Origin of the sequence: Clostridium neuense (assembly GCF_045310695.1) — a bacterium.
In the GTDB taxonomy this organism is placed as follows: Bacteria; Bacillota; Clostridia; order Clostridiales; family Clostridiaceae; genus Clostridium_S; species Clostridium_S neuense.
Genome location: NZ_JBJIAA010000003.1, coordinates 1 through 15,009 on the forward strand (window position 1 = coordinate 1; position 15,009 = coordinate 15,009).

Below are 15,009 nucleotides of genomic sequence, written 5' to 3' on the forward strand. Positions count from 1 at the left end.
TTTTAGCAAAGTAATTTTTAAATCAAATTTTATATCACTTCAATTTATTGTAAGGTTTCTTAAGTTGATGACATTGCCGTGCCATATTCCCATAGTAAGCATTGTTATAATAAAGCCTAAATACGATGAGGTATATCTGCTTTTAAACCATTTATGTTTCATAGCGTTCATTACAAACCTAGTATATATAAAATCTCTAAACCAAAATGATAATGACATATGCCATCTATCCCAAAATTCTTTCATGTTCTTGCTTAAGAAAGGCATATTAAAGTTTTCTGGAAGCTTAACTCCTAAAAAATAGCCTGTACCAATAGCTATTGAACTATATCCAGCAAAATCAAAGAAAAGGTATAAACTGTAGGCGTACATACACTGAACTATATTATTTATACTAAAGTTAGATGGTATTTTTGAAAGCCAATAGGTGTATATTAAGCTGGCTATAACAAACTTATAGGCAACGCCTTTAAAAATCCTAAAGATACCATTTCCCATACAATCTATATATTCTTTTCTTGTAAGAGTTTTATTTATGTCTTTTTCAAAACGTCGACTTCTATCAATAGGACCAGAGCTAATGCTTGGGAAAAATAAAATAAAGTAAGTTAAATCAATAAGTTTAATTTCTTTTATTAATCCATCATGTGTTTCTATTATTACTTGCACAGTTCTAAAGGTAAGGTAAGAAATACCTATAAAACCTAAGGTTGAAGAAGTAAAAAATCTACTAAACTTGACTAAACAAAGAGGAAGTATGCTTAAAAAAACAAATATACGCATGATCCAAATATTATCTGTTTTTTGTCTAATCAAGAAATATAGCTTTATTAAGATTACCTGAAGTATGTAAAAGCCTAAAAAACTTAATAGTTCTGCTTTATTCCTTCCGATAAATAGCAACATCATACATAGGCTTAAAAAGGTTCCATAATATTTTAGTTTTTTCTCTAATAATCCAATAATTATCGCTGGAATTAATGAAACAAAAAGAATGTAGAAGAATATACCATGTTCAAAAGGGGTCATTTTAAATCCTCCTGAAGTAATTTTCTATCTATTTTGCAATTTGAATTCATAGGGAATTTATCTAGTATTTTAATTTTTCTAGGTACCATATATAGAGGCAAAGATTTATTAAGGTCATTTTTTATCTTCATAACTATTTTAAACTCCTTTTCATTAAATTCTTTGCTTAGCGTAACGAAGGCTGCTATATAAGAAATTTTTTCTTCAATTTTAACTGGCAGAGCAACAGCGTTACTTATGTAATCTAATTTTCTTAGATTATTTTCAATATCTTCTAACTCAATTCTATATCCATTTAATTTGATCTGGAAATCTTTTCTTCCGCAGTAGTAAAACAAATTATCTTTCTTGTATGCCAGGTCACCAGTTTTATAACCTTGCTTAAGGCCAGTTTCAGTTTTAACCGTGAAAAAGTGCTTTTTGTTCATTTCTTCATTGTTATAGTATCCAATACTTACATTGTCACCGACTACATAAATTTCACCTTTTTTGTTATCTTTAATTTCTTTGCCAGTATCATCTACTAGCATTACTTTAGAATTAGTCATTCCATACCCTATTGGAATAGAATCCTCAGCATAAATCATATTCTTACTGATTTCCGCAGCTGTTATTAAAACAGTGGCTTCTGTTGGACCATATCCATTAATTATTGAGATATCTCCAAACTTTTCATAGAGAGTTGAAACTAATTTTTTTGATAGTATTTCACCAGCAAAAAACATCTTTTCTAGCTTTGGAAGTAAGTTTTTATTAAAACTATTATCAATAACGCACATTTCGGCAAATGAAGGTGTTGATATCCACATAGCTATTTTTGATATGCCTAAATTTTTAAATAAATCCTTAAAATTTGTAGTCATTTCTTTATCTATTACATATAAAGTTTTCTTAAGAAGAAGTCCAATGTATATGCTAATCACAGATACATCGAAAGAGTAAGATACTTGATTTAAAAATACACTCTCTTCTTCACTAGTTTTGCAATAAGGCATGAACCATTCAATAAATGTTTTTAAAGCTTTGTAGGTGATTTGAACACCTTTAGGTTTACCAGTACTTCCAGAGGTATAAATCATATAATAAACATCATTTTCTTTTACACGGTATGATTTGTCAGGCTCAATTCCGCTAAATTTAACAAAAATATCATTCAAGGTGTTTAAGGACAAAATCTCTCCATTAAAGTTATCAATATCAATATTTCCTATATTAATAAATAATGTGGGTTTAGAGCTTTCAATAATATCTTTTATTCTGTCCTTTGGAAAAGTAGTATCTATAGGAATATAAGCATGTCCAGATTTACTACAAGCTAAAAAAGAAATTAGCATTTCATGTTCTTTATGACCGTAAATAGCTATTGGTGATTTATCGTCCCCATATTCAGAGATTATGTATTTTGCAAGTGCATCTGAATATTTTTTTAGCTGACCATATGTTAAAGTAGAATTTTTGTATATTTCGAAGACATTTTCCCTATGTTCAATGCAGATTTGATCTATAGTATCAAGCAAATTCAAAAGAATCAGTCCTTTCTATTGAGATAATTATTAAACATAAATATTATATTCTAGTAAATAAATGTTTTCAATACAATTAAATTACTTAATAGTATTTAGATACAACAACGACACATATATTACATAAGTGTAACGTATGTGTATTGTTAAAGTTATGGCATATTTAGAAATGTATATGTTAGTTTACAAACGTGTTAAGTGATGGTAAAATGAGAAATGTAATTTGCTAGAGGTGCCTTAATGTAAAAGGCTGAGAGGAGAAATCCAACTCTTAGAACTTGATGTAGTTAGTACTACCGTAGGGAAGCAGAGCATTATTAGATTATGAATTTTTAAGCTTGCCCTTAATTTGGGTGAGCTTTTTTTAATGTGTCTGCATCCAAAAATAAAATTTAGATAAGGAGAAATGTTATGAATTATTTAACCCAAATGGATGCTGCAAGAAAAAGTATATTTACAGAGGAGATGAAAGTTGTCTCTGAAAAAGAACATATTGAAATTGAAAAATTGAGAAAGCTTATTGCAGAAGGAAAAGTTGTAATTCCAGCTAACAAAAATCACAATTCCTTAAGTGCAGAAGGTATTGGGGAAGGACTTAGAACTAAAATAAATGTAAACCTAGGAATATCTAAAGATTGTGCCAATGTGGATATGGAACTTGAAAAGGTTAAAACAGCACTTCAAATGAAGGCAGAAGCTATTATGGATTTAAGTTCTTATGGAAAGACAGAAGAGTTTAGGAAAAAGCTTATAGAAATGTCTCCTGCGATGATAGGAACGGTTCCTATATATGATGCAGTAGGTTTTTATGATAAGGAATTAAAGGATATAACTGCAGAAGAATTCTTAAGGGTAGTTGAAAAACAAGCTCAAGATGGTGTGGATTTTATGACTATTCATGCTGGAATAAATAGAGAAACTGCTGAAGTTTTTAAAAGAAATAACAGAGTTATGAATATAGTTTCAAGAGGTGGTTCACTTTTGTATGCCTGGATGGAACTTAACAATAAGGAAAATCCATTCTATGAGTATTTTGATAAAGTTCTTGAAATATGCGCTAAATATGATGTTACTATAAGTCTTGGAGATGCTTGCAGGCCCGGATGCATAAAAGACTCAACTGATCCAAGCCAGATTAAAGAACTTATTACTCTTGGAGAACTTACTAAAAGGGCATGGGAGCAAAATGTACAAGTTATGATTGAAGGACCTGGACATATGGCGCTTAATGAAATAAAATCAAATATGATTATAGAAAAGAGATTATGTCATGGAGCACCTTTCTATGTTCTTGGACCTATTGTTACGGATATAGCTCCAGGGTATGACCATATAACAAGTGCAATAGGAGGAGCAATTGCAGCTGCAAACGGGGCGGACTTTCTATGCTATGTTACTCCAGCAGAGCATTTGAGGCTTCCTAACTTAGATGATATGAAAGAAGGAATTATAGCCTCTAAAATAGCTGCTCATGCCGCTGATATTGCAAAGAATGTTCCTGGTGCAAGGGAGTGGGATAATAAAATGGCAGAGGCAAGACAAAAATTAGATTGGAAGGCTACGTTTGAACTCTCAATAGATCCAGAAAAGGCTATAGGATATAGAAAAGAATCAACACCAGAAAATCCAGATACCTGCACTATGTGTGGAAAAATGTGTGCGGTTAGGAATATGAATAAAGTTATGAGTGGAAAAAATGTAAACATACTTAGAGACGATGATTAGCATAAAAATTGCGAAGTAATAATGCTTCGTCGCGTTAAAAAAATTCTATAAATCTTGGTGTATATTTTAAAATAGTGCTTGCTTTGAGTTCAAGAAGGATAATGGGCAAAGCCCAAGCCTCGTATATGTTTATACTCTCTGAAAAGATGCTCAGACAATTGAAATATCTAAGTATTTTACGATTTTTTTGCCAAGATTTATTAGAATCTTTTTAAACTGTTCCTTCAGCATTGTTACTTCGCTCTCTCGGTAGTGCAAGGAAAAAATTCCTCCGTGCCTACGGAATTTTAGCATGAATCTTTGTAATCAATTAAACTTGTACAATATATTATTGACTTTTATTAGTGTATATGGTTCTTAGTGTGAAATTGATAATACCATTATGTATTAAAATTGTGATTTTTTAAGTAAACTATAATTTTAATAAAATTGTTTTTGGTTTATGAAATCTTTATGATAAAATTACTATTAAATGTAGAGAAATTTATAATACTTTTATCATGAGGTGTAGTTATGATGGATAAAGAAAAAATACTAGAAGAAGATTTGTACAAGCCTGTTCACGATTTCTTTGAAAAACAAGGGTATACAGTAAGGGCGGAGGTTAAGGACTGCGATGTTACGGCTATTAAAGATGATTTCCTTATTATAGTTGAACTAAAAAAGAATTTGACTGTAGAACTCTTGTCACAGGCAGTTAAAAGGCAAAAAATTTCAGAACTAGTTTATATAGCTGTTCCAAAACCTAAAAGGATGAAAGCAGATTCAAAATGGAAGGATATTTGTCATCTTATAAGGAGATTAGAGCTTGGACTTATATTTGTGAATTTTAAGAGCAGCAAAACTTTTGTTGAAGTTGTCATAGAGCCCAAACCTTTTGATAGAATAAAAAGCATTAATGCAAATAAAAAAAAGAGAGCAAGTCTTATAAAAGAAATTAAGGGCAGAAACAAGGATTTAAATGTTGGAGGAACAAGGGGGAAAAAGCTTGTAACTTCTTATAGAGAAAGTGCAATTGAAATTGCCTGCTGCCTTGATAAATTTGGACCGCTTTCCCCTAAAAGGCTCAGAGAAATTGGAACGGACTGCAAAAAAACTGTATCTATTTTATACAAGAATTATTATGGCTGGTTTGATAAAAAATCAAGAGGGGTTTACGAGCTAAATGAGGAAGGAAAAAAGAACCTCAAGGTGTATGAAGAACTGGCAAAATACTACTATGAGAAGATAGGGGAGAAAGTGACAAGTGATCAGCTCAGAGTACAGAGTACAATTGACAGAGGACAGTGAAGGTGGATTTATCTTACTTACGTCAGATAAATCTAAAATTATATAAAAATGCAGTGTAATGAAAAAACCTTGGAATTATAGGTACATAAATCCAAGGTTTTAAAGCTAAATTTTAAACTGATCTATTGATACTTTTAATTCTTCTGCAATTGTAGCTAATTTTTCACCTGAGCTTGCAATTTCTTCAATTGTAGCTGATTGTTCTTCCGTAGATGCAGATGCCTGCTCTGTTCCAGCGGCATTCTCCTCAGATATTGCCGATAAATTTTGCGTTAATTCAATAATTTTGTTTTTATTCTCTGCCATTAAGCCTGTAGAATGATTAAGTTTAGTGATTATGATTTTTATATCATCAATTGCCTGTGCTATTCCCTCAAATTTTCCTTCAGTTGCTTCAACGCTATCTTCTTGTTCTGTAACAATCTCTTTTGTTTGCTTCATAAAATCAACTGCACTTTGTGATTTTGTCTTTAATTCATTTATTATAGTTTTAATGTCATTTGTAAAGTTATTAGATTGTTCTGCAAGCTTTCTTATTTCATCCGCAACAACGGCAAAACCTTTACCTGCTTCTCCTGCTCTTGCAGCTTCAATTGCAGCATTTAAAGCTAAAAGATTTGTCTGATCCGCAATGCTTTCAATCATAGCACTAGCACTTTCAATTTTTTCTGCATTTTCATTGTTACTCATTATAATCTGATATACATTGCTTGATGCATCACTGTTTTTCTGTGTCTTATTAATAAGCTCTTTTAAAATTAGGAAACCTTCTTCCTTTTGTTTTTCAATTTGAATTGCTGCAGCATTAAGTTCTTTAGTATAATTTAAATCTTGTTCTAATAAATTGCCTAACTCTTCTACATTATGAGCTGCTATTTCTGTATCTTTAGCTTGTTCACTAGATCCTCTTGCAATTTCTTCAATAGTTTTGGCTACTTCCTCTGCAGCAGTAGCTGCTTGCTCCGAAGTAGCTGTTAATTCTTCTGAGGAGGCAGCAATATGCTCTGCTGCACCTGCAGTTTTTCGAATAAATTCAGCCACGTTTTCTCTCATAATTTTAAGAAACCTTATCATATCTCCTATTTCATCTTTTCTATTTAAGTACTTTTCATTCAACTGTTTATCTTTGGAAAAATCTAAATTACCAAAATCTTTTACTCTGCCTGTGACTGCTATAATAGGTTTTGTTATGCTGCTAGATAAATAATTAGCCAAAATACTTATTAACACTAATATCACTATAGCCGAAATAACTACTATATTCATAATTTCTTTTGCACCAGAATTTAACTCCTTTTGAGTAATAAGCGATGCTAATATCCAATCCGTCCCTTCAACTTTATATGGACTTACAAGATATTTTTCTCCATTAATTGAAACCTCAAAGGTTTTTGCTTGATCAGTTAGAAGTTTATTCAAGCCAGCAATACCAACTTCTTGTACTTTTTTAAAATTATTTTTAGGATTTTTTCCATCTGCCATTATCACACCTGTATTGTGTATAAGCATTGAATACCCTGTTTTACCAAGCTTCATTTGATTTAACATATCGCTAATTTTAGATTGCTTCACATCAAGGCCTATTACTCCAAGAAACTTTCCATCTTTATCTGTAAATGAACGGGCATTGCTTGTAAGCATCGAAGACTGAAAAATATATGGCGCTGTTCTAATGATTTTTCCGTTCTTATTTTCAGCATCAACGTACCAAGGTCTTTTTACAGGATCATAACCTGCAAATGTAGTAGTTTCGGGCCATTGTATATATCTTCCATCCTTAGTGCCTAGATATACATAGTTTGTACCTTCATGGTTATGTCCATACTGCTCAAATATTTTGTATATCGCTTTTTCAAGTTCTCCATTAGCAGAAGGTTTCATTTGAGTTTCTTGTGTTGTGTTTTTATAAGTTGTTATGCTGTCATCTACCGCCATTATCAGGGGATTTGTTGCCAGCATATTAAGATTTTTATCTATTTGGTCATTGAAAATTTCAATTGATTGAGAAACTATTTTCAGTTGTTCTCTAGAATTACTCAAATAATCATTATAATTCTTTTTATTTACTTGATAAATTGCTATACCACTGATACTTACTACAGTCAGTAAAACAATTAAAACTATAGATATTAAAATCCTACCTTTTATCCCACTAATGCTTTTACTCATGATATCCCGTCCTTTTCTTATTTTTGCACTTTTACGTATTTTTCGACATTTATATAGCTTCCTTTATATGATTTTGTATGGATATTGAGGGCAATTTTAACATGATTATATTTTATATCATAAACTTCCACTTTATATAATATATATTGGTGCTAAATAATCATCTTCAAATGTTGATAACATGATATTCATTAGTATTACATTCTTTTTTTTACTTTGTTTTGCCTTGGATTTTATCTCTTTATAAGCAATTTTTTTAAAATCTATTTTCACTAATTTATATATATAAAGTTCTTAAGTTGATGACCTTAGGTGTGCATGAGGGGGGGAATTGGGATGTTTTAACACAAGCGATATGGATAGATGAGGATAAAGCTCAAATTATAGAGTAGATAAGCTGAAAGGCTGAAATCACCTAGCGCTAAATTTATCTCGATAAACTGGAATCTAAAAAGCAGAGTACAAAGTACAAAGGACAATGAAGGATGATTTTTCTCCGCTATGCTTTGAAAAATCTTAAACTTATTGCGCGCAAAGCGAAAGGTAAATCATTCTTAATTGTGCATTGAGTTAAATTTGAGTTTGTTAGGATAGATTATATTTAATGATTTTCAATATTGTTACTTATGATCTTTAATTCTTTCTGCCAATTCGTTTAAATATTCCCATCTGTCATACAAGTTTTGAAGCTTTTCTTCCTGCTCTTTCTTTTTAGCTAGGAGTTCTTGCAAAACTACATAATCACTTCCAGCTGAATTAATTTGACTTTCAAGTTCAGCAAGTTCTTTTTCAGCAGTTTCAATTAATCCATCTATTTCGTCATATTCTCTTTGCTCTTTATAAGAAAATTTAAGCTTATTATTTTTGGACTTTTCTTCTTTAGGCTTACTTTGCTTTATTTTTTCTGGCTTAGGTTCTTCAGTTAAAACTGCTTTCTCAAGGTATTCAGAGTAATTACCAGTGTTGTATTCTATTTTGCCATTACCTTTGAAAATAATAAGTTTATTTACAACCTTGTCAAGAAAATATCTATCATGAGAAACAGTTATTACGCTGCCAGAAAAACCATCAAGATAATCTTCAAGTAATGTGAGGGTTTCAATATCAAGATCATTTGTAGGCTCATCTAGTATAAGAACATTAGGAGCCTCCATAAGTATTCTTAAAAGATAAAGTCTTCTTTTTTCGCCACCAGAAAGTTTTGAAATAGGAGTCCACTGCATTTCTCCTGTAAATAAAAACTTTTCAAGCATTTTAGAAGCACTTATAAGTTCTCCACTTTCATCTTTTATAAATTCAGCACCTTCGCGTACATATTCAATTACTCTTAAATTTTCATCCATGTCTTTAGACTCTTGAGAAAAATAACCTATTTTAACGGTTGAACCAGCATCTACAGTTCCGCTGTCTGGAAGAATTTTGCCCGTTATTATATTTAAAAGTGTAGATTTTCCTATGCCATTTGGACCAACTATTCCAACAGTATCGCTTTTGGAAAAAATAAAGCTAAAATCATCTATTAATTTTTTGCTACCAAAGCTTTTGCTTATATTTTTTAGCTCTATAACCTTTTTGCCAAGCCTTGAGCTTTGAGCAGAAATTTCAATTTTATCTTGCACGGCTAATGATTCTTTTTTATTTAATTCATCAAATCTTTGTATTCTTGCTTTTTGCTTTGTGCTTCTTGCCTTAGCACCTCTTCTTATCCAGGCAAGCTCTCTTCTTAAAAGGTTTTGCCTTTTGTCTTCAGAGGATTTTTCCATCTCTTCTCTTTCGAGTTTTTTACTTAAAAAGTCACTGTAATTGCCTGTATAGGTGTATATTTTACCATTGTGAAGTTCAAACATGTTGTTTATTATTCTATCAAGAAAATACCTATCATGGGTTATCATAAATACTGCACCCTTTTTTTGAGTTAGATATTTTTCAAGCCATAAAATTGTCTCGCTATCAAGATGATTAGTAGGTTCATCTAAAATTAAAAGATTGGAAGGGGTTATAAGTGCAGCAGCTAAGGCAATTCTCTTTTTTTGACCGCCGGATAAATTGCCTATCTTTTCTTCAAAATTTTTTATTCCAAGCTTTGTGAGTATAGTCTTTGCTTCACTTTCCATATCCCATAAATTTAGAGCATCTAACTTTGAGGTTAAATCAACAATAAGCCCTTGAAGCTTTTCATCTTTAGGATTAAGTGCTGCATCGTGAATTGCTTTTTCATAAGCTTTTAAAATTGTCATTTCTTTAGAATTACCTTTGAAAATTTGTTCCATAACTGTTGAATCATCATAAAAATCCGTATTCTGCGAAAGATAGCTTATTGAAAGTTCATTGGAGGTTGTTATGCTTCCCGAATCGTAGTCAGTGAGACCGCAGAGTATTTTTAAAAGAGTTGATTTGCCGGTTCCATTTATTCCAATAAGACCTATTTTTTCTCCAGAATTTATAGTAAAGTTTATATCATTTAAAATAGTTTTTTCACCATAGCTTTTTGATATATTATTAAGAGTTATTAGATTCATAATAGCATTGTCCTTTCATAATTGTTTCCTATAATCGCTTGGGGAAATACCAAAGCTTTTTTTGAATATTTTAGAAAATAAAAGCACATCTCTATAGCCTATAGAACGTGCTAACTGTCCAGTAGTAAAATTGCAATCTTTAAGAAGTTCACAGGCCTTTTCCATTCTGAAATTTATTAAAAATTGCTGCGGAGAAGTATGCAAATATTCTTTAAATAGTCTAAAAAGATAGGCTCCTGTTATATTTACATATTTAGCGATATCATGGACTTTTATATTGTTGCTATAATTATTACTTATATATGTAGAAACATCTCCTATGTATTTTTCAGCAGTATCCTTTTGAGTAATATTTTTCTTTATGCCAATGAAGCTAATTCAAACATATGTAATTAAACTGACTCAACTGTCAATTGTCAATTGATTAAGGTATGCAAAATAGCACTTGTAAAAGTATAACATTGACTATTTTAAACTTTCAGGTTGTCTATCTATAGCTTAAGTTTGACAGTAGTTGTACTTTAGTAACATCATAATATGAATAGTATACATTATTCCATATTATAAAACCAGTAAAAGTTATGAAATAGAAGCAAAAGCAAATGTAAAATTAAGGAAAAAATATTATTGTCTATAACGTACAATGTTTACCTTTCGTTTCTCTCAGGTAAATATTAGAGCTTAATAGTATTAGCTGTCCTGAGCACTCTATCTTAAGTGTTTGGCACACATTAAGTTTAAGATCTTTAGAAGCGATAGTGGAGAAAAGTCAACAATCACTCTACTCTGTTTATAATATGTTTGAAATGACTGGGAAATAGTATTATAATAAAAAAGTATGTTTAAGAAAAAGTGAAATTTAATCAGTATACAATTCAAAGCTTACAATATTTACAAGTTGTGAACTGTGAATTATGAACTGTGCATTGATATAGGAGATTTAGATATGGATTTTAAATTAAAAAGTTATAAAAAAGATTTCGATTATTCTTATACCTTTGGAGCATTTCCAACTATGGAACTTATAAACTTTAAACCAGAAGCTGTAGTGAAGGTTTTAGTGAGTTCAAATTATGATAAAAAATCCTCAGAAGATAGTATATATAGTGTATGTAATGACAAGAATATAGAGGTAGAGGAAAATGATAAACTTTTTAATAAATTAAGTCCAAAGGAAAACTGTTACGTAATAGGAGTTCTCAAAAAGTTTAATTCTCAAATTGATAAGAATAAGAGCCATGTTGTGCTTGTTAACCCGAGTAACATGGGTAATATAGGAACAATTATAAGAACCATGATTGGATTTGGAATAAATGATCTTGCTGTTATAGGCCACGGCGCAGATTTGTTTAATCCAAAGGTAATAAGAGCATCTATGGGAGCAATATTTAAGTTAAAGTTTACTCATTATGATTGCTTTGAGGATTATATTAACGAAAATGGTCAACGCAGTGTATATCCTTTTATGTTAAAGGGTGCAGTAACTCTTGATAGTGTAAAAGTTGAAAAGGATAAGCCATTTTCAATAGTATTTGGAAATGAGGCTACAGGTTTAAGTGATGACTTCCTTAATTATGGAACGAGTGTACTTATACCTCATCATAAGACTATAGATTCACTCAACTTGACTATAGCCGCAGGCATTGCAATATATGAGTTTTCACTAAAAAGTAAATAGAGTTAAGCCTTAAAAGCATCTTGCATTAAGATAATTTGTGTGATATTATAAATAGGGTAATTTAATATATAAGAAATTCACATTCTCCTTTTTTTATGGAAAATGAAATTTTTATTTATTAGATTAGAATTAAAAAAAGGAGATGTTTATAATATGGCTGATAAGACTATTGTTTGTAAAGATTGTGGTAAGGAATTTGTTTTCACTGAAGGAGAACAGGAATTTTATAAAGAAAAAGGATTTGAAAATGATCCAGTAAGATGCCCTGAGTGCAGAAAATCAAGAAAGCAAAATAGATCCTTCAGAAAATAATTAAAAGAGAACTTTTAGTGGCTGTTGATCTCGTCAACAGCCATTTTTATGTATTTTAGGTAATTATGCTACTATGGCATTAAAAAATAATAATTGATATTATTTAAGAAAGGAAAGATTTAATGGAAAATATAAAATTTAATGATTTAGCTTTAAGTGACAGCGTATTAAAGGCAATAGACGACATGGGATTTGAAGAACCTTCTCAAATTCAAGCAGAAGCAATTCCAGTTGTACTTGAGGGAAATGATATGATAGGTCAGGCACAAACAGGAACAGGAAAAACACTTGCATTTGGTGCACCTATTATAAGTAAGATATCAGATGAGGAAAAAACAAATGCAATAGATGCATTGATATTAACGCCAACAAGAGAACTTGCAATTCAAATTACAGATGAATTAAATAGGCTAGCAAGATATGCAAAAACTAGAATATTACCTGTTTATGGAGGTCAGTCTATAGACAGACAAATAAAATCAATTAAAAGAGGAGTTAACATAATAGTTGGTACTCCTGGAAGAATAAAAGACCATATAAATAGAAGAACAATAAAACTTGATAGTATTAAGTTTCTTGTTTTAGATGAAGCAGATGAAATGCTAGATATGGGATTTATAGATGATATAGAATCAATAATAAAATCCAGCAATAATGACAGACAAACAATGCTTTTTTCAGCAACAATGCCAGCACCTATAAAGAAATTAGCTTCAAAGTATATGAGAAATGAAGTAAAGCATATTGCTATAGTTAAAAATTCTTTAACTGTTGATAAAATAAAACAGTATTATTTTGAAGTAAAGAATAAGGATAAATTTGAAACTCTATGTAGAATTATAGATGCTGATGAACCTGAAAGTACTATAATATTTTGCAAGACTAAAAGAGGCGTAGATGAACTTGTTGAATCCATGCAGGTTAGAGGATACAATGTTGAGGGAATGCATGGTGATATGAACCAAAATCAGAGAATAAATACACTTAAAAAGTTTAAGGAAAATACACTTGATTTTCTTGTGGCTACAGATGTTGCTGCTAGAGGAATAGACGTTCATGATATATCACATGTTATAAATTATGATATACCTCAGGATATTGAATCTTATGTTCACAGAATAGGCAGAACAGGAAGAGCAAATAAAGAAGGAATAGCATATTCACTAGTAACACCTAAAGAGTATGTAATGCTTAAGCAAATCGAAAAATTTACAAAGAGTAAAATAAAGAGAAAAGATATACCAACCGTTGATGATATATTTGAAACAAAATATAATAACATGCTTGAAAAAATAAAGCAAAATATAGAAAAAAATGATTTTAAGAAATATGTTCCTTTTGTTGAAAAATTAGATGATGAATATAATTTAGTAGATATATCAGCTGCTCTTATGCAAATGCTTTTTGAAAAAGAAATAAGCTTTGACTATACCGAAAATTCAATAGGCGTTGACTCAAACGTAAGATTATTTATAAATGTAGGAAGAAAAGACAAAATTAATGTTAAGAAACTCCTTGAGTTTATAGATAAAGTATCAGGAATAGAAGGAAATGAAATTGGCGATATAGATATACTTGATAAATTTACATTTATTGATGTTCCAGAAAGACTTACAGATGTTATAATAAGAAATGTCCGCGGTAAGAAATTAAATGGTAGAAAAGTAAATGTAGAAGTAGCAAATAGTAATAAATAAAAAATAATTTATTATAATATTTGATAGAAAGCTGTCTTTAGGTAATTAAAACTTTAGATGGCTTTTTGGCATGGAAAAAATTAATTTTATTTATATTAATTATTATTTGCAGATTGTACATACTAAAAGCATGGAGGTGAAATTTGTTGAAAAATAAAATTTTTTGTGCTTTTATAGCTTTTATGCTGATGATTAATTGTTTGTTTTATAATGTAAAAGCTCAAATTGATAGCAGTGTTTTGAATAAGGAAGTTAATAAACAAGAAGACATTAAAGAGTATATAAAGGAGCCTGTATTGGATCAGCTTAAAAATGTATTTTTTTCTAAATACTATAATGGGCTTAGTTCTAGACCTTATGAATGGTATTATATGAATCCTGGAAAAAATGTAACTCCAGGACCACCAAAAGAAACTTCAAAGTTTGTACCTAAGTATGACTGCTATTACATTGGAGATCAATCTAAAAAAGTGATATATTTAACTTTTGATGAAGGATATGAAAAGGGATATACAGGGAAGATTTTGGATGCGTTGAAAAAGCATAATGTTAAAGCAGCCTTCTTTGTTGTTAAGCCATATATAACCCAAAATCCTGAGCTAGTAAAAAGGATGGTTAATGAAGGACATTTAGTATGTAACCATAGTGCAAGACATCCATCTATGCCGTCAATAACAGATGAGAATAAATTTAAAAAAGAATTTACGGATGTTGAAGATGCTTATACTAAGGTTACAGGTAAAAAAATGCCTAAGTACTTTAGACCACCTATGGGCAAATATAGCGAATTATCACTTTATAATACAAAGAAATTAGGATATAAGACTATATTTTGGACATTTGCATATGCTGATTGGGAAACCGATAGTCAGCCATCTCATGAGTTTGCAATAAAAAAAATAATGAGTAAAACAAATAATGGTTCCGTGCTTCTTTTGCATGCAGTTTCAAAAACAAATAGTGAAATAATGGATGAACTTTTAACTAGATTTGAAAAAGAAGGATATAAAATAGAAACTTTAGACCAGCTAGTAAAACATTAGCGAAGGAACAATGCTTCGTAGCAT

Annotated in this window: 11 protein-coding genes and 1 riboswitch; of the genes, 6 read left to right on the top strand and 5 right to left on the bottom strand. The window is 30.5% G+C overall.

The features are described 5' to 3' along the window. Positions 1 to 39: 39 nt before the first annotated feature. Positions 40 to 1,029 carry a D-alanyl-lipoteichoic acid biosynthesis protein DltB gene (gene dltB, locus ACJDT4_RS03905; RefSeq protein ID WP_406786228.1) on the bottom strand — a complete coding sequence of 330 codons (990 nt, stop codon included), beginning with the start codon at positions 1,027 to 1,029 and terminating at the stop codon, positions 40 to 42. Continuing rightward, entirely contained in the window at positions 1,026 to 2,552 is a 1,527-nt protein-coding gene (dltA, locus tag ACJDT4_RS03910; protein WP_406786229.1) for a D-alanine--poly(phosphoribitol) ligase subunit DltA, read from the bottom strand. Before dltA ends, dltB begins: the two co-directional genes overlap by 4 nt. A 218-nt stretch (positions 2,553 to 2,770) precedes the next feature. Next, positions 2,771 to 2,874, top strand: a riboswitch (TPP riboswitch). Between the two features lie 89 nt (positions 2,875 to 2,963). On the opposite strand from dltA, the gene thiC reads away from it, so the two are divergent. Beyond that, positions 2,964 to 4,277 carry a phosphomethylpyrimidine synthase ThiC gene (thiC, locus tag ACJDT4_RS03915; RefSeq protein ID WP_406786230.1) on the top strand — a complete coding sequence of 438 codons (1,314 nt, stop codon included), beginning with the start codon at positions 2,964 to 2,966 and terminating at the stop codon, positions 4,275 to 4,277. A 513-nt stretch (positions 4,278 to 4,790) separates the two neighbouring features. Continuing rightward, a complete protein-coding gene (locus ACJDT4_RS03920; RefSeq protein WP_406786231.1) occupies positions 4,791 to 5,567 on the top strand; it encodes a DUF2161 domain-containing phosphodiesterase in 777 nt (258 codons plus the stop codon). A 105-nt stretch (positions 5,568 to 5,672) separates the two neighbouring features. On the opposite strand, the gene ACJDT4_RS03925 is transcribed toward ACJDT4_RS03920, so the two are convergent. The 3 genes from ACJDT4_RS03925 to ACJDT4_RS03935 form a co-directional block, all read right to left on the bottom strand. Next, the gene (locus ACJDT4_RS03925) at positions 5,673 to 7,736 is read right to left on the bottom strand and encodes a methyl-accepting chemotaxis protein (RefSeq protein WP_406786232.1); all 2,064 of its coding nucleotides are present in this window, start codon (positions 7,734 to 7,736) and stop codon (positions 5,673 to 5,675) included. A gap of 620 nt (positions 7,737 to 8,356) precedes the next feature. Then, on the bottom strand, positions 8,357 to 10,255 hold the full coding sequence (locus ACJDT4_RS03930) for an ABC-F family ATP-binding cassette domain-containing protein (protein WP_406786233.1): 1,899 nt from the start codon (positions 10,253 to 10,255) through the stop codon (positions 8,357 to 8,359). A 15-nt stretch (positions 10,256 to 10,270) separates the two neighbouring features. Continuing rightward, entirely contained in the window at positions 10,271 to 10,633 is a 363-nt protein-coding gene (locus ACJDT4_RS03935) for a helix-turn-helix domain-containing protein (RefSeq protein ID WP_406786470.1), read from the bottom strand. A gap of 568 nt (positions 10,634 to 11,201) precedes the next feature. On the opposite strand from ACJDT4_RS03935, the gene ACJDT4_RS03940 reads away from it, so the two are divergent. The 4 genes from ACJDT4_RS03940 to pdaA all read left to right on the top strand — a co-directional run bounded on the left by ACJDT4_RS03940 (position 11,202) and on the right by pdaA (position 14,985). After that, positions 11,202 to 11,933, top strand: a complete 732-nt coding sequence (locus tag ACJDT4_RS03940) for a TrmH family RNA methyltransferase (protein WP_406786234.1) — start codon at positions 11,202 to 11,204, stop codon at positions 11,931 to 11,933. A gap of 153 nt (positions 11,934 to 12,086) precedes the next feature. Continuing rightward, positions 12,087 to 12,245, top strand: coding sequence for a zinc-ribbon domain-containing protein (locus ACJDT4_RS03945; RefSeq protein WP_053242914.1), 159 nt, complete (start codon positions 12,087 to 12,089; stop codon positions 12,243 to 12,245). 122 nt (positions 12,246 to 12,367) lie between these two features. Further along, positions 12,368 to 13,942: a DEAD/DEAH box helicase gene (locus ACJDT4_RS03950; RefSeq protein ID WP_406786235.1), complete on the top strand. Its 1,575-nt coding sequence runs from the start codon at positions 12,368 to 12,370 to the stop codon at positions 13,940 to 13,942. Positions 13,943 to 14,085: 143 nt separating this feature from the next. After that, the gene (gene pdaA / locus ACJDT4_RS03955) at positions 14,086 to 14,985 is read left to right on the top strand and encodes a delta-lactam-biosynthetic de-N-acetylase (protein ID WP_406786236.1); all 900 of its coding nucleotides are present in this window, start codon (positions 14,086 to 14,088) and stop codon (positions 14,983 to 14,985) included. Positions 14,986 to 15,009: the final 24 nt, after the last annotated feature.